21 protein-coding genes are annotated in these 20,236 nt (G+C 68.2%); 11 read left to right on the top strand and 10 right to left on the bottom strand.

Annotated elements, in window-relative coordinates; all coding sequences use genetic code 11:
• The first annotated feature begins 13 nt into the window (after window positions 1-13).
• Window positions 14-1,003 carry a malate dehydrogenase gene (locus BAY61_RS15425; protein ID WP_091804317.1) on the top strand — a complete coding sequence of 330 codons (990 nt, stop codon included), beginning with the start codon at window positions 14-16 and terminating at the stop codon, window positions 1,001-1,003.
• Between the two features lie 70 nt (window positions 1,004-1,073).
• Here BAY61_RS15425 and BAY61_RS15420 read toward each other — a convergent pair whose 3' ends face one another.
• The 5 genes from BAY61_RS15420 to BAY61_RS15400 form a co-directional block, all read right to left on the bottom strand.
• The gene (locus tag BAY61_RS15420) at window positions 1,074-1,721 is read right to left on the bottom strand and encodes a hypothetical protein (protein ID WP_091804314.1); all 648 of its coding nucleotides are present in this window, start codon (window positions 1,719-1,721) and stop codon (window positions 1,074-1,076) included.
• A gap of 177 nt (window positions 1,722-1,898) precedes the next feature.
• Window positions 1,899-3,956: a M3 family metallopeptidase gene (locus BAY61_RS15415; RefSeq protein ID WP_091804311.1), complete on the bottom strand. Its 2,058-nt coding sequence runs from the start codon at window positions 3,954-3,956 to the stop codon at window positions 1,899-1,901.
• Entirely contained in the window at window positions 3,953-4,669 is a 717-nt protein-coding gene (locus BAY61_RS15410) for a histidine phosphatase family protein (RefSeq protein WP_091804309.1), read from the bottom strand. The genes BAY61_RS15415 and BAY61_RS15410 overlap by 4 nt, the downstream gene beginning before the upstream one ends.
• Window positions 4,670-4,686: 17 nt before the next feature.
• Complete coding sequence (locus tag BAY61_RS15405) at window positions 4,687-5,526, bottom strand: undecaprenyl-diphosphate phosphatase (RefSeq protein ID WP_091804306.1); 840 nt, start codon at window positions 5,524-5,526, stop codon at window positions 4,687-4,689.
• Window positions 5,526-6,578, bottom strand: a complete 1,053-nt coding sequence (locus BAY61_RS15400; RefSeq protein WP_091805203.1) for an LLM class F420-dependent oxidoreductase — start codon at window positions 6,576-6,578, stop codon at window positions 5,526-5,528. Before BAY61_RS15400 ends, BAY61_RS15405 begins: the two co-directional genes overlap by 1 nt.
• A gap of 86 nt (window positions 6,579-6,664) precedes the next feature.
• Here BAY61_RS15400 and BAY61_RS15395 point away from each other — a divergent pair, with 86 nt between their 5' ends.
• The 3 genes from BAY61_RS15395 to BAY61_RS32910 all read left to right on the top strand — a co-directional run bounded on the left by BAY61_RS15395 (window position 6,665) and on the right by BAY61_RS32910 (window position 8,940).
• On the top strand, window positions 6,665-7,630 hold the full coding sequence (locus BAY61_RS15395; RefSeq protein WP_091804303.1) for an aldo/keto reductase: 966 nt from the start codon (window positions 6,665-6,667) through the stop codon (window positions 7,628-7,630).
• An 84-nt stretch (window positions 7,631-7,714) separates the two neighbouring features.
• Window positions 7,715-8,719 (top strand): YncE family protein, encoded by a 1,005-nt coding sequence (locus BAY61_RS15390; protein ID WP_091804300.1) that lies wholly within the window; start codon window positions 7,715-7,717, stop codon window positions 8,717-8,719.
• Complete coding sequence (locus tag BAY61_RS32910) at window positions 8,716-8,940, top strand: DUF5703 family protein (protein WP_110057701.1); 225 nt, start codon at window positions 8,716-8,718, stop codon at window positions 8,938-8,940. The genes BAY61_RS15390 and BAY61_RS32910 overlap by 4 nt, the downstream gene beginning before the upstream one ends.
• Here the strand turns inward: BAY61_RS32910 and BAY61_RS15385 are convergent.
• Window positions 8,933-9,886, bottom strand: a complete 954-nt coding sequence (locus BAY61_RS15385) for a helix-turn-helix transcriptional regulator (RefSeq protein ID WP_110057700.1) — start codon at window positions 9,884-9,886, stop codon at window positions 8,933-8,935. The genes BAY61_RS32910 and BAY61_RS15385 overlap by 8 nt on opposite strands.
• 74 nt (window positions 9,887-9,960) lie before the next feature.
• Between BAY61_RS15385 and BAY61_RS15380 the strand changes: the two genes are divergently transcribed.
• Both BAY61_RS15380 and BAY61_RS15375 read left to right on the top strand, forming a co-directional pair.
• A complete protein-coding gene (locus tag BAY61_RS15380; RefSeq protein ID WP_091805200.1) occupies window positions 9,961-10,938 on the top strand; it encodes an ABC transporter ATP-binding protein in 978 nt (325 codons plus the stop codon).
• Window positions 10,935-11,693, top strand: a complete 759-nt coding sequence (locus BAY61_RS15375; protein ID WP_091804297.1) for an ABC transporter permease — start codon at window positions 10,935-10,937, stop codon at window positions 11,691-11,693. The genes BAY61_RS15380 and BAY61_RS15375 overlap by 4 nt, the downstream gene beginning before the upstream one ends.
• 24 nt (window positions 11,694-11,717) lie before the next feature.
• Here BAY61_RS15375 and BAY61_RS15370 read toward each other — a convergent pair whose 3' ends face one another.
• Window positions 11,718-12,506 (bottom strand): ABC transporter permease, encoded by a 789-nt coding sequence (locus tag BAY61_RS15370; protein WP_091804294.1) that lies wholly within the window; start codon window positions 12,504-12,506, stop codon window positions 11,718-11,720.
• Window positions 12,503-13,429, bottom strand: coding sequence for an ABC transporter ATP-binding protein (locus BAY61_RS15365; RefSeq protein ID WP_091804291.1), 927 nt, complete (start codon window positions 13,427-13,429; stop codon window positions 12,503-12,505). The genes BAY61_RS15370 and BAY61_RS15365 overlap by 4 nt, the downstream gene beginning before the upstream one ends.
• A gap of 137 nt (window positions 13,430-13,566) precedes the next feature.
• On the opposite strand from BAY61_RS15365, the gene BAY61_RS15360 reads away from it, so the two are divergent.
• The 3 genes from BAY61_RS15360 (at window position 13,567) to BAY61_RS15350 (ending at window position 16,461) form a co-directional block, all read left to right on the top strand.
• Window positions 13,567-14,697 carry a sensor histidine kinase gene (locus tag BAY61_RS15360; RefSeq protein ID WP_170140188.1) on the top strand — a complete coding sequence of 377 codons (1,131 nt, stop codon included), beginning with the start codon at window positions 13,567-13,569 and terminating at the stop codon, window positions 14,695-14,697.
• Entirely contained in the window at window positions 14,694-15,365 is a 672-nt protein-coding gene (locus tag BAY61_RS15355) for a response regulator (RefSeq protein ID WP_091804285.1), read from the top strand. The genes BAY61_RS15360 and BAY61_RS15355 overlap by 4 nt, the downstream gene beginning before the upstream one ends.
• Before the next feature lie 142 nt (window positions 15,366-15,507).
• Complete coding sequence (locus tag BAY61_RS15350; RefSeq protein WP_091804282.1) at window positions 15,508-16,461, top strand: DUF3558 family protein; 954 nt, start codon at window positions 15,508-15,510, stop codon at window positions 16,459-16,461.
• Between the two features lie 22 nt (window positions 16,462-16,483).
• Here BAY61_RS15350 and BAY61_RS15345 read toward each other — a convergent pair whose 3' ends face one another.
• A complete protein-coding gene (locus BAY61_RS15345; RefSeq protein WP_211323585.1) occupies window positions 16,484-16,783 on the bottom strand; it encodes an EthD family reductase in 300 nt (99 codons plus the stop codon).
• 154 nt (window positions 16,784-16,937) lie between these two features.
• Here BAY61_RS15345 and BAY61_RS15340 point away from each other — a divergent pair, with 154 nt between their 5' ends.
• A complete protein-coding gene (locus tag BAY61_RS15340) occupies window positions 16,938-17,825 on the top strand; it encodes a crotonase/enoyl-CoA hydratase family protein (RefSeq protein WP_245866130.1) in 888 nt (295 codons plus the stop codon).
• A 570-nt stretch (window positions 17,826-18,395) separates the two neighbouring features.
• Window positions 18,396-18,773 carry a hypothetical protein gene (locus tag BAY61_RS15335; protein WP_091804276.1) on the top strand — a complete coding sequence of 126 codons (378 nt, stop codon included), beginning with the start codon at window positions 18,396-18,398 and terminating at the stop codon, window positions 18,771-18,773.
• A gap of 213 nt (window positions 18,774-18,986) precedes the next feature.
• Here BAY61_RS15335 and dinB read toward each other — a convergent pair whose 3' ends face one another.
• Window positions 18,987-20,186, bottom strand: a complete 1,200-nt coding sequence (dinB, locus tag BAY61_RS15330; protein WP_091804273.1) for a DNA polymerase IV — start codon at window positions 20,184-20,186, stop codon at window positions 18,987-18,989.
• Window positions 20,187-20,236: the final 50 nt, after the last annotated feature.

Below are 20,236 nucleotides of genomic sequence, written 5' to 3'. Positions count from 1 at the left end.
GCAGGAGAACGTGATGACCCAAGCCCCCGTCAATGTCACCGTCACCGGCGCCGCCGGCCAGATCGGCTATGCGTTGCTGTTCCGCATCGCCTCCGGTCAGCTCCTGGGGCAGGACACGCCGGTGAAGCTGCGGCTGCTGGAGATCCCGCAGGCGGTGAAGGCGGCAGAGGGCACGGCACTCGAACTGGAGGACGGTGCGTTCCCGCTGCTGTCCGGCATCGACATCTTCGACGACGCCAAGCAGGCGTTCGCGGGTGTCAACGTCGCGTTGCTGGTCGGTGCGCGTCCCCGCACGAAGGGCATGGAGCGCGGCGACCTGCTTGAGGCCAACGGTGGCATCTTCAAGCCGCAGGGCGAAGCCATCAACGCGGGCGCGGCCGACGACGTGAAGGTGCTCGTCGTGGGTAACCCGGCCAACACCAACGCGCTGATCGCCCAGTCGCACGCACCGGACGTTCCGGCTGACCGGTTCACCGCCATGACCCGGCTCGACCACAACAGGGCCGTCGCGCAGCTGGCGAAAAAGCTGGGTGTCGCGGTCGCCGACGTCAAGAAGCTGACCATCTGGGGCAACCACTCGGCGACGCAGTACCCGGACATCTTCCACGCCGAGGTCGGCGGCAAGAACGCGGCGGAGGCGGTCGGCGACCAGTCCTGGATCGCCGACGAGTTCATCCCGAGGGTCGCCAAGCGCGGCGCGGAGATCATCGAGGCGAGGGGTGCCTCCTCGGCGGCATCGGCTGCCAACGCGGCCATCGACCACGTCTACGACTGGGTCAACGGCACGGCCGAGGGCGACTGGGTGTCGATGGGTATTCCTTCCGACGGCTCCTACGGCGTGCCTGAGGGCCTGATCTCCTCGTTCCCCGTCACCACCAAGGACGGCAAGTACGAGATCGTGCAGGGCCTCGACATCGACGCCTTCTCCCGCGAACGCATCGACGCCTCGGTGCGTGAGCTGAGCGAGGAGCGCGACGCCGTCAAGCAGCTCGGCCTCGTCTGAGTCACCCCGTTCACGCGAGAGGGCCGCGGGCACCAAGTGTGCCTGCGGCCCTCTCGTCGTTCGCGGGGTTTTACTTGACCCAGGTCACGGGCTCGTCCTGGTAGGCGTCACCGTCGTCGAACTCGGCGCCGACGACGTCGACGCCTTCCTGCGCGGCCTGGAGGACGCAGGTCTCATAGGTGGCACCGGCGGAGGTGAATTCCCGCGGGGCGCTGTCGCTCTCACACTTGCCTTCGACGTCACCGCTGATGACGACGCCGGTACCGCGGCCGTCGCCGGTCACCGCGCGCAGCGACACCGACGAGTAGGCGAGGTCGGTTCCTTCGAGGTTCTCGACGGAAATCTTGACGTAGTAGGGCACGAGACCCTTGGCCCTGTCGCCGAACTCGGCGAGGTCGGCGGAGTCACCCTGCTCGATGTCGGTGACGGTCACCCCGATGGTGCCGCTCTTGTCGGTGCCGTAGGTGAACGGGAGTACGGCGGTCTCGCCGGTCTTCAGTTCGGTGCCGGGCGCGGTGACGTCCTCGGCCGATGGGCTGTCCTCGCTGTCGGCAGGCACGTCGGCTTCCGACGACTCCGGCGCTTCGGCCTCGGCCGAACTCGCGGCGGTGGTGGGCTCGCCCGCGGCGGGCGTTCCCTCTTCCTCGCTACCGCAAGCGGAAAGCCCCAGCGCGACGGCGGCGATGGCGGCCGCGAACGTAATGCGTCCCTTGTGCACAGTCTTCTTCTTTCCGTGGTGTCCGTGATATCCGAGATATCCGTCGGTGTCCGTGGTGTACGCCGGACATCGGTTCGACGTACATCCTGGACTTTAGGCACGCTTTACTCGAAAAAGGTGACGAAGACTGCAAAAGCAGACAGTGACGACACCGCCACTGTCGAAGATCGTTACTGGTCAGGCCCCGGCGAGCCCCCTTCGGGCAAGCAACGGTTCGATCTCGGGATCACGGCCCCTGAAGGCACGGAAGGCGTCCATCGAGTCGATGCTGCCTCCCCGCGCGAGCAGTTCCCTGCGGTAGTGGTCTCCGTTGGCTCTGCTGAGCCCGCCGTTGTCGCGGAACCATTCCACCGAGTCGGCGTCGAGCACCTCGCTCCAGATGTAGGAGTAGTAGCCGGCCGCGTAACCATTGGTGAAGATGTGCGCGAAGTAGGTCGAGCGGTAGCGCGGCGGCACGGCCGGTACGGCGACTCCCGCCTTCTCCAGCGCCTGCGCCTCGAAGTTCCGGGCATCTTCAATGGACTCGTCGACGCCGATGGTGTGCCACGCGAGATCGAGCAGCGAAGCAGCCAGATACTCGGTGGTGGCGAACCCCTCGCCGTAGGCGCGGGATTCCTCCAGTTTGGTCACCAGACGTCCTGGCAGTGGCTCGCCGGTGCGGTGATGCCGCGCGTAGTTGGCGAGGACCTCCGGCCACAGCGCCCACATCTCGTTGACCTGTGAGGGGAACTCGACGAAGTCGGAGGCGACCCTCGGCCCGGAGAACGTCGGGTACCGCACGTCGGAAAGTAGCCCGTGCAACGCGTGGCCGAACTCGTGGAAGGCGGTGACGACCTCGTCGTAGGTCAGCAGGGCCGGCTCCCCTGCCGGGGGTTTGGCGATGTTGAGGTTGTTGACGACGACCGGCCGTTCGCCCAGCAGCCGGGACTGCTCGACGAAGCTGTTCATCCACGCCCCGCCGCGCTTGGCGTCGCGCGTGTAGAAGTCGCCGAGGAACAGGCCCAGTTCGCCGCCGTCGGCGTCGGTGACCTCGAAGATCCGGACGTCGGGGTGATAGCGCGGCAGATCGGTGCGCTCGGTGAAGGTGATGCCGTAGAGCCGGGTCGCGGCGAAGAACACGCCGTCCTTGAGCACCCGCTCCAGCTCGAAGTACGGCCGCAGCTCGGCATCGTCGATGTCGTAGCGGCGTTTGCGGACCCGCTCGGCGTAGTAGGCCCAGTCCCACGGCTGAAGCGCGAATCCCGGTTCGGTGCCCGCGTCGATCTCGGCCTGTAGTTCGGCCGCTTCGGCCTTGGCGTTGGCCACGGCAGCCGGAACGAGGCGGTGCAGCAACCCCAGCGCGGCTTCCGGGGTCCGCGCCGTGTTGTCCTCGATGACGTAGGAGGCGTGGTGCGGGTGGCCGAGCAACGTGGCGCGGCGGGCCCTCAGCTCGGCGATTTTCGCGATGATCGCCTTGGTGTCGTGGTCGTTGTCGTTGTTGCCGCGCGAGGTGGAGGCGCGGAAGACCCGTTCCCTCACGTCGCGCCTCGACAGCGACGCGAGCACCGGCTGCGCGGTCGGCAGGCTGAGCTTGAGCAGGTACTTGCCGTCCTCGCCGCGCTCGGCGGCGGCTTCGGCGGCAGAGGCGATCGCGTCGGCAGGCAGCCCCGCCAGTTCCTCCTCGGTGTCGAGGAGGATCGCGAGCTCGTTGGTGTCGGCGAGCAGCCGGTCCTGGAACGTGGTGGACAACGAGGACAGTTCCTCGTTGAGTGCGCGCAACCGCCGCTGGCCGTCCTCGTCGAGGTTGGTCCCGGCCCGCTGGAAGTCGAGGTGGTAGCGGCGCAACAGCCACGCCGATTCGGCGTCGAGCTCCAGCTCCTCTCGGCGCTGGTAGAGGTCTTCGACCCGCGCCGCGAGCGCGGGGTTGAGGTGGATCGCGTCGGTGTGGGCGGCCAGCTTCGGGGCGATCTCCGCCTGTACCTCGCGGAGCGCGTCGTTGGTGTTGGCCGCGGCGAGGTTGAAGAACACCGAGGACACCCTGCCGAGCAACGCGCCGGCCCGCTCCATGGCTTCGATCGTGTTCTCGAACGTCGGCGGCTCGGGATCGTCGGCGATGGCGGCGATCTCCGCGGTGTGCTCGACCATGCCGACTTCGAAGGCCGGCAGGAAGTGCTCGTCGCCGATGCGGTCGAAGGGCGGCAACTGGTAGGGCAGTTCGCTCGGCACCAGTAGCGGGTTGATGTCCTTGCGCGTCACGACCGGTCCTTTCGTCCCGTTGAGCCTCCGATGTCGGCGTCGGAGGAGAGTTTCTTCTTCCGTTTCCGCCGGGCCGGCGGGGCGGGCACGACGCCGGTGAGGTCGTCACTGTGGTCGTTGACCCGCAACACGAACGGCCGCGTCTCGGTGTAGCGAACGACCGAAAGGGCACCAGGATCGACCACGATGCGCTGGAAGCTGTCGAGGTGCTGGCCGAGGGCGTCGGCGAGGATCGACTTGATCACGTCGCCGTGGCTACAGACGAGCCACACGGCGTGGTCACCGTGCCGCGCGGTGACCACGCCGTCGTGTTCGCGGACGGCGGCGACGGCTCGCGTCTGTACCGAGGCCAGCCCTTCCCCTCCGGGGAACACGGCCGCGGAGGGGTGGGTCTGCACGACCCGCCACAGCGGTTCGCCGACCAGCGCTTTGATCTCCTTGCCCGTCCAGTCCCCGTAATCCACTTCGGACAACCGGCGGTCGGTGCCGACGGCGAGGCCCGCGCTCGCCGCCAGCGGAGCCACCGTCTGTTTGCAGCGCAACAGTGGCGAGCTGACGAGCGTCGCGAGCGGGACGCCGGTCAGCCGCCGCACGAGATCCTGTGCCTGCGACCGGCCCGTTTCGTCGAGGCCGACGCCGGAGGCACGGCCCGCGAGCACCCCCGAGCCATTGGCGGTCGAGCGACCGTGTCTGAGCAGAATGACGGTTGCCACACCGCCACCCTACGGGCCTAGGAGCCGACCGGGCCCGCGTTGGGGTCGAGCACACCGGTGAACACGAGCACGAACAGCAGCACTCCCAGGGCGACCCGGTAGATCACGAACGGCAGGAAGCTGTTCTTCTTGATGTAGGACATCAACCACGCGATGACGAGGTACCCCACTCCGAAGGCCACGACGGTGGCCAGGATCGTCGGGCCCCACGCGGGCCCTTCGCCGTCGCCGATCTTCACGAGCTGGTAGAGACCCGAGGCCAGCACAGCGGGAACGGCCAGCAGGAACGCGTATTCGGCGGCGTCGGCTCGCTTGTAGCCCAGCAGCAGACCACCGGTGATGGTGCCGCCCGAGCGGGAGACACCGGGGATCAGCGCCATTGCCTGCGCGAACCCGAACCCGAGGCCGTGACGCACGGTCAGGTGGTCGAGGTCGCGGTCCTGCTTGCCGATCCGGTCGGCCAGCAACAGCAGCAAGCCGAACACGATGAGTGTGGTCGCGGTGATCCGCAGGTCGCGGAACACGTGCTCGATCTGGTCCTGGAACAGCAGGCCGAGTACCGCGATGGGCAGCGAGCCGATGATGATCAGCCAGCCGAGCCGCGAGTCCGGATCGTGCCGGTATTCCTTCTTGTACAGCGAGAAGAACCAGTGCTTGATGATCCGCACGATCTTCCTGCCGAAGTACAGCAGCACGGCCAGCTCGGTGCCGATCTGGGTGACCGCGGTGAACGCGGCGCCGGGGTCGCCCCAGCCGGCGAACGCGGCGGTCACGCGCAGGTGGGCACTTGAGGAGATCGGCAGGAACTCGGTGAGTCCCTGCACGACACCGAGTACGAGCGCTTCGAACCAGCCCATCACGCCACCCCCGCCAGCTCGGCCGCCTCGACGGCGGTCCGCAGCGCCCCCGCGGCCGCGTCCTGGTCGGGCAGCGCGGGCGAGAGGGTGAGCGTCGTGACACCGGCATCGGCGTAGGCCCGCATGCGTTCGGCGATGCGTTCCTTCGGGCCGAGCAGCGCCGTGGCGTCGAGGAAGCCCAGCGGCACGGCCGCCATCGCGGCCTCGTAATCCTTGGCCAAGTACTTCTCCTGGATGAGTGCGGCTTCGGCCTCGAAGCCCATGCGGCAGGCGAGCTGGTTGTAGAAGTTGTGTTCCTTGCTCCCCATGCCTCCGATGTAGAGTGCGGCGTAGGCGCGGACCGCGTCGGCGCAGGTTTTCCAGTCTTCGCCGGGCACGAGCGGCACCGTCGGCGCGATGTCGAATCCGGAATCGCCGAGATCCCGGCCCGCTTTCTCCGCCCCCACCCTGATCGCGGCCAGGTGATCGCCAGCGTGTTCCGGTGAGAAGAAGACCGGCAGCCAGCCGTCGGCGATCTCGCCGGTGAGTTCGAGATTGCGGGGACCGATCGCGGCCAGATACACGGGGATGCGCTCGCGCTCGGGATGCACGGTCAGGCGCAGCGCCTTTCCTGGCCCGTCGGGAAGCGGCAGCCGGAAATGCGTGCCCTCGTAACGCACGCGTTCCCTTCGCAGCGCCATGCGCACGATGTCGACGTACTCACGGGTGCGCGCGAGCGGCGCACCGAAGCGGACCCCGTGCCAGCCTTCGGACACCTGCGGGCCGGAGACACCGAGCCCCAGCCGGAACCTGCCGCCGGAGAGGCTGTCCAGTGTGGCCGCTGTCATCGCGGTCGTGGCGGGGGTACGCGCGGGAATCTGCAACACCGCGCTTCCGACGTCGATGTTGCTGGTCTGGGCCGCGATCCAGGCAAGAACGGTCGGCGCGTCCGAACCGTATGCCTCCGCCGCCCATACCACCGCGTAGCCGAGTTCGTCGGCGCGCTTCGCCAGCGCCAGATTGGCGGCGTCGTTACCGGCGCCCCAATACCCGAGATTCAATCCCAATCGCACGGGCGCCGACACTATCGGGCGGATGATCGCGGCCTTACTCGCCTTGCGGCTAAGCGCTCTCGCGCCGCCGGTTAGGGTGGCTACCCATGGAAAGCCGCCAGCTCGGCACCTCCGGCCTGAAGGTGTCAAGAATGGCCCTGGGGACCATGTCCTGGGCGACCGCGACCGATGCCGAGGAGGCAGCAAACCAGCTCGTCGCGTTCGTCGACGCAGGCGGAACACTCGTCGACACCGCCGACATCTACGCCGAGGGCGAATGCGAGCGGCTGCTGGGTTCGCTGCTGGGTGATCTCGTGCCCCGTGAGGACATCGTGCTGGCGACCAAGGCCGTCGCCAGGCGCACGGAGGGGCCGTTCGGTGGGGGCGCTTCGCGTGGCGCGCTGCTTTCGGCGCTGGACGGTTCATTGCGCAGGCTCGGCGTCGACCACATCGACCTGTGGCAGCTGCACGCGTGGGACGGCGCGGTTCCGGTCGAGGAGACACTGAGCGCGATCGACTTCGCCATCAACACGGGCAAGGTCCGCTACGCGGGGGTGTCCAACTACGCGGGCTGGCAGTTGGCCACGGCGGCGATGGGCCTGCGCGATCACCGGCTGGTGTCGACCCAGGTCGAGTACTCGCTGCTGGAGCGAGGCGTGGAAAGGGAAGTCGTGCCATCGGCGGCCCACCACGGCATCGGCCTGCTGCCGTGGGCACCCCTCGGCAGGGGGGTGCTCACCGGCAAGTACCGCACCGGGACGCCGGCCGATTCCCGGGGCGCGTCGAGCACCTACGCGGGCTACGTCGAGCAGCACCGCACCGAACGCGCGGCGCGCATCGTCGAGGCGGTCGTGACCGCGGCCGAGGGGCTGGGCACGTCGCCGCTGGCCGTGGCGCTGGCGTGGGTGCGGGACCGGCCGGGAGTCGTCGCGCCCGTCGTCGGCGCCAGGGACACCGGCCAGCTTTCCGGCTCGCTGGTGGCTGAGGAGCTGAGGCTGCCGGTGGCGATCAAGGCGGCGCTCGACGACGTGAGCGCCGTCGAGTTCGGCTACCCGGAGCGGTGGCCGAAATAGATGGCCCTGCTTACAGCGGCGTGACGCCGTCTTCCATCCTGGTAGAAGCTGGGATGTAACCACTCATTCACTTCCGGAGGACCTGTGCGCCGGGTTGTCGCCGTTGCGGCTGTCTCTATCGTCCTGCTCAGCGGCTGCTCGTCGGAGGACGGCGGTGGAGGTGACGCGCTCCAGGTCGTGGCCGATCCGACGGCCGCTGTCGCCGCCCGCTCCCCTGAGCCGGAGGCCACCCCGGCAGGCACCGTGCTGCCGCTTGGCGAGGACGTGACGGCCACGGTTGCCGACTCGGCGAGCCGCACCCTCGTGGTCGCCACGGCCGATCCCGCGCAGGTTCTGCTCTACGACCTGGACGCGCTCACGGAGCCACCGAAATCGGTGGCACTGCCCTCTGCCGCCGACGACCTTTCGCTGACCGATGGTGCCGTGCTGATCAGCATGCGCGCGGCCGACGAGATCGCAAGGGTGAGCCTTCCTTCCGGCGAGGTCGCTACCGTCGCCGTCGAGGGCGGCCCGGTCGCGGCCACCGAGCGCGGCGGTCAGACCCTGGTCGCGTTGCGGGACGGCAAGGGCATCGGGGTGCTGGAGGGCGACCGCACGGTCAAGACGATCACCGACGACCTCTACAGCGCCGACGACGTACTGGTCAGCGGGGACAAGACAGTGGTGCTGGACCGGCTGCGCACCGCGGTGTTCGATGTGGACCTCGAAGCGGGGACGGTCAACGAGGGGCTGCGGGCCGGGATGGGTGCCACCAACGCGGTGACCGATTCCTACGGAAGGGTGCTCGTCGCCGACACGCGCGGTGGCGCGCTGCTCGCGTTCTCGACGGATCCGCTGTTGATGCGTCAGCGGTACCCGGTGCCGGGCGGTATCTACGACATCGCCTACGACGAGCGGCGGCACCTGGCGTGGGTGACGTTGACCGGCAGCAACGAGGTGGTCGGATTCGATGTTCAGGGAGGTGAACCGACAGAAAAGTTCCGTCTGCCGACCGTTCGTCAGCCGAATTCGGTTACCGTCGATCCACAGACGTCACAGGTCGTCGTTGGCTCGGCGGCCGGAGAAGGGATCCAGGTGGTCACTCCATGACGAATGTGGAAGCGGTGGTCGACGAGGACTGGGAATACCGCCGGGTGCAGTTGCCACCCGGAGTGTCCCGCGTTTCGGCCACCGTCCAGCTCTCCATCCAGGCCGAGTACTCGGGATGGGAGTTGTCGAACGTCCGCCTCTATTCCGACGGAACCCGCAAGGTATGGCTGCGCAGGCGCCGAACACTGGCCGCGGCCGGGGTTCCCGGCATGATCATTTGACGCAGTCGAGAAACCGCTCGCCCGTCGCGCGCAGGTAGTCCCGCAGCTCGGGTGGCTCGATCACGGTGAAGTCAGCACCGACCGTGGCGAGTACGAAGGCAGGCCATTCGAACGTGTCGACGTTCATCACGAGCGTGCACGAGTGCTCGCCATCGCGCTCGACCGTGCCCCAGTCCCACACCGCCCGCTTGACCACGTCCGAGGGCGCTCGCACCGTCACCCGCACCCGGTACCGGGTGGGCACGGACGCGATCCGCTCCTGCACGTAGGTGGCCGCGTCGGCGGCGGGCAGTTCCCGCTGACGGAACCTGGCGCCGGTGAGCACGGGGTCGGCCAGCCGGTCGACACGGAAGCTGCGCCAGCCGTGCCGTTCGGCATCCCAGGCCACCAGATACCAGCGGCGTCCCAGCGATACGAGCCGGTGTGGCTCGACCAGCCGCGTAGTCTGTTCCCCCTCGCGTGCGGTGTAGTCGAAGCGCAGTCGTTCGTCGTCCCTGCATGCCTGGGCGAGCACAGTCAGCACGCTTGCTTCCACGGTGGGGCCCCCGCCCGCTACCGCGGGCACGGTGTAGGTCTGGAGCGCGTCGACCCTTCGCCGCAGCCGGGGCGGCATGACCTGGATGACCTTGGTGAGCGCTCGTACCGAGATCTCCTCGATACCGGCGATGGCTCCGCCTGCCGCCGTCCGCAGTCCGACGGCGATCGCGACGGCTTCCTCGTCGTCGACCAGCAGCGGTGGCATGGCGGCCCCCGAGCGCAGCTGGTAGCCGCCCGCGACCCCGCGGTTGGCGTCGACGGGATATCCGAGTTCCCGCAGCCGGTCGATGTCGCGGCGCAACGTGCGCTCGCTGACGTCGAGCCGGTCAGCCAGTTCGCCGCCAGGCCAGAACCGGTGGGTTTGCAGCAGGGACAGTAATCGCAGCATGCGCGCGCTCGTGTTCGCCATGAATCCAGACTGCTTCCTATTGCGGTCAGAAAGTGGCCGTTGACGACTTTAGCGTAGTGCTCATGACCTCGACGATGATCCGCGCCAGCGGACTGACCAGGCATTTCAACGTCAAGAAAGAGAAAGTGGAGGCGGTGAGCGGGCTCGACCTTCACGTCGAGCACGGCGAACTGGTGGCGCTGCTCGGCCCCAACGGCGCGGGCAAGTCGACCACTCTGCGCATGTTGACCACCCTGTTGCGTCCCACCTCGGGCACCGCGCTCGTGGCAGGGCACGACGTCAGTACGGAACCGAAGGCCGTGCGGGGCAGGATCGGCTACATAGGACAGGGAAACGGCGCCGCGCACAGTCAGCGCGCGAGCGACGAACTGACCAGCCAGGGCAGGGCCTACGGCCTGACCACGGCGACAGCGAAGACGAGGGCGGCGGAGCTGATCGGCACCCTCGGCCTCGACGCCGTCGCCGGCAGGGTCGTGTCCTCGCTGTCGGGCGGCCAGCGCAGAAGACTCGACATCGCGATGGGCCTCATTCACACGCCACCGCTGCTGTTCCTCGACGAGCCCTCTACCGGCCTCGATCCGCAGAACCGCGCGAATCTCGCTGAGCACGTGCGCGACCTGCGCGAAGCCAGCGGCACGACCATGGTGCTCACCACCCACTACCTCGAAGAGGCCGATCAGCTCGCCGAGCGGGTGGTGATCATCGACCACGGCACCGTCATCGCCGACGACACCCCTGCCGCGCTCAAGTCCGCGCACGCGGGTGACCGGGTGAAGCTGTGGTTCGACCACGATCACGACGCGCGGAAGGCCATGGTCACGATCGGCGCGTTCGCCGGAACGGCACCGCTGCGGCACCACGGCTCCGGCGTCGAGGTCGAACTGGCCGACGGAGCCCAGCTCACCCCGAAACTGCTGAGGGCACTCGACGACGCGCTCGTTCCCGTGGCCGGGGTCGAGGTCGCGAGGCCGACGCTCGACGACGTGTTCCTGTCGCTCACCGGCCGCAGCCTGCGCGAAGGCGAGCCCGGCGCCGGGGAGGTCGCGGCATGAGCGGGTCGACGTTCGTCTCCGACACCGGCGCGGTGTTCAGCCGCGAACTGCGCCCTGTCCTTCGGGACCCGTTCTCGGTGATCTTCTCCATGGTGCAGCCGTTGATCTTCCTCGCGCTGTTCGCTCCCCTGCTCCCCGGCTCGGTGGTGGGCGGGTCGGCTCTGCAATGGTTCGTACCGAGCATCGTGGTGATGTCGTGCCTGTTCGGCGCCTCGGCGACCGGCGCGAACCTGCTGTTCGAGATCCAGACCGGATCGCACGAGCGGATGCTCGTCTCGCCGTTGAGCAGGCCCGCGCTCATCGTGGGCAGAGCGCTCAAGGAAATCGTGCCCATGTTCGCGCAAGCCCTGATCATCGTGCTTGTCGCGGTGCCGTTCGGGTTCCGGCTCAACGTGGCGGGCGCGCTGCTGGGCTTGGTGATACTCGGGGTGTTCTCGGTGGGCATCGGCGCGCTGTCCTACACGCTGGCGCTGGCTTCGAAGAACAAGGAATGGTTGTTCTGGACGGTGCAGCAGACGGTGCTGTTCCCCGTGTTGCTGCTCGCCGGGATGATGCTGCCCGTCGAGGGCGGCCCGGCATGGCTGCGGATCGCCTCGCAGGTCAACCCGCTGACCTACGTGGTGGAAGCGCAGCGCGCGTTGTTCGGCGGTGAACTGATGTCCTCGGCGGTGGCAGGCGGACTGGCCGCCGCGATCCTCGTCGCGGCGGCCGGTCTCGCCGTCGGCACCCGCGCCATTCGCAGGGCGGGGGTCTGACCGCCCCGCGAGCCGCGATCACGGTCAGTTCTTGCGGAAGACCATGATCGCGGCGCCCGCGGCGAGAACCGCGATGCCACCGCTGACGAGCAACGGGAGCGCATCAGGTGCCACGCCCATCCACGCCGCGCTGAGCCCGTCGATACCGGCGCCGTAGGGCAGGTACTCGCCGATGGTGGCCAGCCATTCCGGAAGCGATTCCTTGCCACCGAAACCTCCGCCGCTGGCCATCATCGCGAAGAACCCTACGAGGCCGATCGCGACGGACGAGTTCGGCGTCGGCGACACCGCGGCCACGAGCATGCCGACGGCGTACATGGTCGCGGCGAGCAACAGGAACACCCCGACCGCGAGCAGCGGTGATCGCGGGGCGGAGACGTCGAAGGCCAGCACGGCCAGCAGCATCGCGAGGCCCACCCCGATGAGCGACTGGACGAAACTGACCACCGTTTGCGCGACGACCACCAGCATGGGCGGCATCGGGGTCACCGAAAGCCGTTTCAGCACACCGGTTTTGCGGTAGGTGGCCAAAAAGGACGGCAGGTTGACGACGCCGACGAGCGCCACCACCATGACGATGGTCATCGGGACGACGATGGCGTCCAGTACCGGGAGCCCGCCGAACTCGGGTATGCGCTCGCCGTCGGAACCCATCCCGTTCATCAGCATGATGAGCATCGGCAACCCGATCGGAATGACCACTCCGGCGGTGTCCCTGAGGACGAGTTTTCCCTCGCTGGCAACGAGTTTGCCGAATCCGGCCAGCGGGACACCGGTCTTGGCCATGGCTGCCTTGTCCATGGTGGTGGTCATGCGGGAAGCTCCTTGGCATCGTGCCCGATGAGGGCGAAGTAGGCGTCGTCGAGCGAGGCGGCTTGCACCTGGGTCTCCAGCGGGGCGATCCCCTGGGCCGCGAGCACGGTCGTGACGGTCAGCAGCAGGTTGCCGCTTCCGGTGACGACCGTTTCCGGGTTCTGGGTGCCGTGCGTCTTGACCGAGGTCACGCCGTCGGCCGAGCGCAAAGCCGTTGTGTCGAAAGGCCGTTCGGTGCGGAAGGTCACCCGTGGCTCCCCGCCTGCCTTCTTGATGAGGTCGAGTGGCGAGTCGAGCGCGGCGATCCTGCCCTTGTCAATGACGGCGACCCGGTCGCACAGTCGTTGTGCTTCCTCGAGGAAGTGCGTCACGAGGATCACGGTGACGCCCGAGTCGCGCATGTTCTCGATGAACCGCCAGGTGTCCCTTCGGGCTTGCGGATCGAGCCCGGTCGTCAGCTCGTCGAGGATCGCGATCCGTGGCCTTCCGACCAGCGCGAGCGCGATGGCGAGGCGCTGGAACTGCCCTCCGGAGAGATCGGAGATTCTGGTCTTGCGTTTCTCGGTGAGTCCGAGACCGGAGATCAGCTCACCGGGGTCGGCTCCGGTGCGATAGAACGACCGGTACAGCTCGACGGCCTCGACGACCTGTAGCCCGTCGGGGAGCATCCCGTTCTGCAACTGCACTCCGAGTACCTGCCGCAGCCGCGCCCGGTCCTTGCGGGGATCGAGCCCGAGGACGTCGACCGACCCGCTGTCGGGCACGCGCAGCCCGGAAAGGCACTCGACGGTCGTGGTTTTTCCCGCCCCGTTGGGGCCGAGGATGCCGAAGATCTCGCCCCGCTCGACCTCGAAACTGATGTCCCTCAGCACCTCGGTGTCGCGGTAGCTCTTGCATAGCGCGTCGACCGCGATCACGGTCATGGTCACCTCCACTTGTCGTATCCGATGCCAGGAACGCTATTGATCATCGCGGCGGAAATCGCGTGCCTGAGGTCATGAATGCGGGCCATGACTTCCGGCACGGGTGGGCCGAGGAGCGACCACGTAACCTGCGGGGTATGACCGAATCGACCGAATCCCGCATGGAGCTGATCGGGCTGGCCAGCCTGGCGCTGGTGTGCCTGCTCGTGGGCTCCCCCGTGCTGCTCGGCGAGATTCGGGGCGAGGACGTCACCACCGGCCCCTTCTGGGTGTGGCTGCTGGCCTACCTCGGGTGGCTCGGCTCGTTTCTGCTGGTGTTGTCGGAGAAGATGCAGAAGGCCGTCGGAGTGCCCGCGCTGTTCGTGCTGGTCACCATCGGCGGCGCGGGGACCGTGCTGCTGGCGCCCGCCGCGGGCTGGACACCGATCCTGCTCGTGTTCAGCACCGCCATCGCGGCGCATGTGGCGAGCAGGCGGACCACCATGACGCTGCTCGTCGTCAACACCGGCATCGTCGCCCTCGCCGGGGCGTTCGCGGGCGGTAGCCCCGGTTCGGTGGTCGTGGGCGCCCTCATCTACGGCCTGCTCCAGTCCACCGCGGTGTGGGCGGTGTTCAGCCAGTTGCGGACCGAGAAGATCAGCGAGCGGCTGGCCGTGGCCAACACGGAGCTGCGCACGGCGACCGCCCTGCTCGCCGAATCGAGCCGGTCGGCCGAACGCCTGCGCATCGCGAGGGAATTGCATGATCTGCTCGGTCACCAGTTGACCGCGCTCGTCCTCGAACTGGAGGTGGCTTCCCGGACCGAGGGGCAACGCGCGAGCGATCATGTGTCCCGGGCGAGGGGGCTGGCCAAGGACCTGCTCGGTGACGTGCGGGTCGCGGTGGGCGAGCTGCGGGCAAAACCGGCCAGGCTGCGGGAGGCGCTGGTCGAGATGACGGCCGACCTGCCGCATCCGAGGGTGAAGGTCACCGTCGAGGACACTGTGGAGCCCGACGAGACTCGGGCGGCGACGCTCATTCGCTGCGTGCAGGAACTGGTCACCAACGCGATCAAGCACTCGGAGGCGGAGAACCTGTGGATCCATATCGGACAGAACGAGGACGGTGAGATCACACTGAGCGCACACGACGACGGTAAGGGAGCGGAATTGCTGCGGCTGGGCAATGGGCTGACCGGGGTCAGGGAACGCGTCGAACAACTCGGTGGTGCGGTGAACTTCCGGCCGCACGCCGGATTCAGGGTCGAGGCGAAGGTTCCCACCGCATGATCAGGGTGGGAATCGTCGACGACCAGACCTTGGTGCGGCACGGGGTCCGGAGCCTGCTCGAACTCTCGCCAGAGGTGAGTGTCATCGGTGAGGCCGCCGACGGGGACGAGGCGCTGGCGATGCTGGCCTCGGACACCCCGGACGTGCTGCTGTTGGATCTGCGCATGCCGGGCAAGGACGGCATCGACACGCTCAACGCGATGCGGGCGGCCGGCATCGCGACCCCGACACTCGTGCTGACCACGTTCGACGACGACGAACTCGTGTTGCGGGCGTTGCGCGCCGGAGCGAAGGGCTACCTGCTCAAGGACGTCACGCTTGAGCAGTTGATCGACGCGATCCGGGTTCTGGCCGCCGGGGGGAGCCTGGTGCAGCCCGCGCTGACCGACCGGCTGTTGAAAGCCACCGACCAGCTTCCGACACCGGACGACTTCGACGACCTGCCGCCTCCGTTGCCGCTGACCGACAGGGAACAGGAGATCTTGCGGCTGCTGGCGGGCGGGTTCGCCAACCGGGAGATCGCCACCGCGCTGCACCTCGCCGAGGGCACGGTCAAGAATCACGTGTCGAGCTTGCTGACGAAGCTCGGGGTACGGGATCGCACGCGTGCCGTGTTGCGCGCGCTCCAGCACGGCTTGCTCACCGACAGTACTGAGCAGCGCCGCTGACACCGCCCCCGCTGCCGCGGCTGACTCAGCCGTGTGATGGTCTTGACCGGATGCCGCGACGCGACATCGAGGCAGGTCAGGACAGAACGGGCGGAAGCGGACGAGCACAGTGCACAGACGTGGATGGTCGCGAGCCGGTCTCATGTTGTTACTGATCGTGATGATGGCTGGTTGCACCAGTATCACCTCGGGCTCCGCGCGACCGGGTTCACCGCCGGGCGCGCCAAACCCGCTCACAGGGGAGCCGTGCGATCTGCTCACCGCCGAGGAGGCCACGGCCGCTGGTCTCGTCGCCGAAGGTGACTTCACTCCCGGCGAGCCCGGGAATCTGCTGCCGCCGACCTGTTACTGGGCGTTGACCGACGAGCTGGCCACCGGCCTGCTGTCGGTGTCACTCGGGACGGAGTTCTCCCTCGACCAGTACATGAACTGGCGGGAGCCGATCGACTCCTTCGAGGTCGGCGGGCTGACCTGGCACCGCTATCCCGATGATGCAATCGCCGAGGATCTCAGCGATTGCATCATCGGGACCGAGTTCGGCCATGACAAGTTCGTCGCGATGATGAACACCGACTACGAGAACCCCTCGGCCTCCTGTGACCTGCCGAAGGAAGCGGCCCGCTACGTGTCGGGGCACCTGCCGGGTGGGGAGCGGGCGACCATTCCGCCTTCGACTCCCCCGCCGCCGACGCCGCTCGACGGGGTCGACGCGTGCTCGTTGCTGACTCCGGAGCAGACCGGCGAGCTGTCCCTGTCGGCGAACGGAAAGGTGACCAGCGAGCGGACCGGGTGCGAGTGGCGTTCCACCGACGGCGATGACGGCGTGAAGGCGATGGTGGTCTACGTCGAACCCGAGCAGGCGGCCGAAAGGTGGCCCTACGCGGAGGAACCCGGCCAGCGCACCATTACCGCGCGCGGGCACACCTGGAACGTCTACACGCCTTACGCCGAGTCGGACACCGACTGCCTGGCGACGCTTTCCGTCACCAGCACCTCGTCGGTGGTCATCTCCGGCGGTGACTACGACCCGGCGAAGTCCTGCGCGGGTGTCGAGGCGGCGGTGCGCATGATCACGGAGAAGCTGCCCGACTTCTGAGCCTGGTGCCCGGCCGTGGGGCTCAGCCGGGGTTCACCTCACCGAAGTCGACCGCCACGGTCGCGGGATCGGTGAAGTTGGCGAGGTCGGCGGTCGTGGCCTTTCCTTGCGGCGAGCCGAGCGCGGCGAGTGCGTCGGCCTTGCTGTTCCAGGTGAGTGTCGCGATGAGGAAGTGGGGTGCGCGCGAGCCGTCGAGGGTTTCGCAGGCCACCCAGTCGAGCGAGACGAGGCCGGGCAGCCCGGCGGCGAGCGGGGCGTGCACGTCGCGGTAGTAGGCGAGGAACTTGTCAGGGTCGGCGGGGTGGGTGTACTGGACGATCATGCGGTACACGGCGGGTCCCTTCTGGCCTCGCTTGGCAGCGAACCGGGCGGCGACTTGTCGAGACCGGTTCACGGTAGCCGCCGAGCGCCCGAGGAGGAACGCCCCGTGCGAGTCCCCCGCTCAGGAGCGCGAGTTCCGCACTCAGGCCGCCGAGTTGCGCGTCGGGGACGCCGAGATCCGCACCCAGGACGGCGAGATGCGCGCTCAGGCATTCCCTCCGGCCGCTCGCATCACCGACGATGATCGAGCTGAACCCGGCAGTGAGGAGCAGACCGTGACCGACTCCCCCGTCCTGACCGAACGGATCGACGGCGTCCTTGTCGTGACCATCAACCGGCCCGAAGCACGCAATGCGATCAACACCGAGGCCGCCGAAGGTATCGCGGCCGCCATGAGCGAACTCGACGCCGACGACGATCTCGTCGCGGGTGTCGTCACCGGAGCGGGATCGACGTTCTGCGCCGGGATGGATCTCAAGGCGTTCCTCGCCGGTGAGCGTCCTTCGGTGCGGGAGCGCGGGTTCGCGGGGATCGTCCGGCAACCACCCGTGAAACCGTTGATCGCCGCCGTCGAGGGGCATGCGATCGCGGGCGGCTTCGAGGTCGTGCTTGCCTGTGACCTGATCGTCGCGGCCGACAATGCCGTCTTCGGACTGCCTGAGGTCAGGCGCGGTCTTGTCGCGGCGGGTGGTGGCTTGCTGCGGCTGCGGGAACGAGTTCCGTACCACCTGGCCGTGGAGTGGGCGCTGACCGGTGAGTTCGTGTCCGCGGCCGTCGCCGCCGAGGTTCACCTCGTCAACCGGCTCACCAAACCCGGCGCGGCGAAGGAAACCGCGATCGAACTGGCACGCCTCATAGCGCGAAACGGTCCACTCGCGGTACGGGCCAGCAAGGCGATCATCACGGCGTCGAGGGACTGGGCCGCCGACGAGGCATTCACCAAGCAGGACGAATTCGCGGAGCCGGTGCGCTCGTCAGCCGACGCACGGGAAGGTGCCCTGGCCTTCAAGGAAAAACGCGCACCTGTGTGGCGAGGCGAGTGACGCGACACCTCCGGCCCCCTCCCGGGGGCAGCCACCCCGGTGGCGGCCCCGTGGCGAGCGATTCCGGTGACCGAGATGGTTTCCGCCTGTGGCGGCTTGGTGGCGGGCGACCCTGGCGGTGGGGACGGTTCCGGACCTGTGGCGGCTTGGTTCGCCCCGGTGGCGGGGCGGCTCCGGGCTGGTGGCGGACGCCTCCGAGGGCGGTAGGAAGCCGGACGCTGGGTGGAATGGATCGCGTGCTGCCTCGTCCGGCGAGTCGGCTTTCCAGCCGCACCACGGCTTTTTGCCGAATGCCGCAGTTCCATGCGGTGCCTGGTAGATGCCCGTGTTGGTCGACCGGGGGCTTCCTCCGGAGGTCCGCGTCCATTCGCACCGGTCGCTTCGGGCCGAGTGGGCAACTCGTGGTCCTGGGCGCCGAACTCGTCGTCCTGGACGCGGATGTCGGCGGCCGGAGTGCGGATCTCGGTGTCCTGGCGGGGGACTCGCGGGAGCGCGGTGACCACCGCGACAGGCCCCTTGACACATGTTTCGAACCTTTGTTCGAATCAGTGGCGAGTCAGGGGAGTACATGTGAATCAACTACCGCAGGCGGCCTTCCGTTGGTGGCGGAGGGACGTCAGTTCGACGCCCACTCGCCCGGTGTGGACGCCCTCGGATCGGCCGCCGGAGTTGTTCCGGCCGGTGGATCCGCCTCGCTGGGTGTGGGTCGACCTGCGCGGTTCGTTGCGCCGCGACCCGTTCGCGTTTTACGACGAGGCACCAGGCGGCATGCAGTACCGGTACGAGGCGAAGGGCTTGCTGCGCGGCTGGATACCCGCCGTCGATGGCGGGCCGCTTGGCGTCGTGAGTTATCAGCTGCTGACCGCCGACCTTCAGTGGCGCACCGTCGTCACGGCGTTCGTGCCCCAGCATGTGATCCGCCACGATTCCCGCCACCCACCCGGCTGAACAGCCACGCCTGGCGTGCCGCGAATCCCGTTGCCCGTGGCAAGGGGCCTGCGAGACCAGCACGGCCCTCGCGGCATTGCGGGAAAGCCCGGGCTTCCCTGTCCGGCACGGCCTTGCGAGGAACCACGCTGATCCCCGCTGGCACGGCAGAGGATCACCAGGCCCGGTCCAGCCGCAGATCAGGCCACGACATCACGACCACACTCCTCACGGCTAATCGGGTAGCAGCGGTACGGAGGGTCCTTGTTCTCTGCCGAGGAGCGCGGCCCTGGTGATCGCGGAGGAGCCGAACCGGTCGCGCACGACGTCGAGGGCGGAGTCGAGCGCGGGGCCGTCCTGTTCACCGAAAGGCAAAACGAGCTGTACCGCGTCGTCATTGTCCAGATTGGACAGTGAGACCCCGATGAGGGTGATGCCGTCGCGGGCGATGACCGGCGCCGCCGCCGCGAGCAGCACGCGTGCGGCGGCGAGGATAGTTTCGGTGTGCGCGGTGGCCTCGGGCAGGGTGTGCGATCTGGTCACCATGGTGAAGTCGGCGAACCGAAGGCGAAGCACCACGGTTCCGCACACCCTGCCCGCGGCGCGCAGCCTCCGGCCCAGCCGGTCGACGAGCCCGGCGAGCATGGCGTCCAGTTCCTCCGGCGTACGGCGTCTTCTGCTACCGAGCGCCCGCTGAGAGCCCATGGACCTGCGCCTGCGCCCGGCCCGTACTGGACGCGGATCGCGATTGTGGGCGAGCGCGTGCAGATGCCGCCCTGAGGCGACACCGAGCAGCCTCACGAGATCCGGCTCGGGAAGCGCGGCGACATGACCGACGGTCAGCAAGCCCTTCGCGTGCAGCTTGGCCGCGGTGACCTTGCCGACGCCCCACAGTCGCTCGACGGGCAGCGGATGCAGGAACGCCAGCTCGCCGTCGGAGGGTACGACGAGCAGGCCGTCCGGTTTCGCGACGCCGCTGGCGACCTTGGCGAGGAACTTGGTGCGCGCGACACCCACGGTGATGGGAAGCCCGACGCGTTCGGCGACGGTGCGGCGTAGCCGCTCGGCGATGCCGCGAGCGGGGCCCGCCAAGCGCCACAGCCCGCCGACGTCGAGAAACGCTTCGTCGATGGAGATGCCTTCGACGACAGGTGAGGTTTCGCGGAAGATCTCGAACACCGCCTTGCTCGCCTGCGCGTACGCCGACATCCGCGGCGGCACGACGACGGCGTCGGGACACAGTCGCCGCGCCCGCGTTCCGCCCATCGCCGTGCGGACACCCCGCGCTTTGGCTTCATAGCTGGCCGCGAGCACCACTCCCCCGCCGACGATCACGGGCCGTGCCCGCAACCTCGGGTTGTCGCGCTGCTCCACCGACGCGTAGAACGCGTCGAGGTCGGCGTGCAGGATGGACCCTTCGATCGACACGAACATATGTTCGCATCGGCCACCGACATTTTCCGGCGCGCTACGCGTTTGCCCTG

This window comes from Prauserella marina (genome assembly GCF_002240355.1).
Classification (GTDB): Bacteria; Actinomycetota; Actinomycetes; order Mycobacteriales; family Pseudonocardiaceae; genus Prauserella_A; species Prauserella_A marina.
The sequence above is the reverse complement of the archived record's forward strand: the minus strand, read 5'-3'. Positions and strand labels throughout refer to the sequence as shown.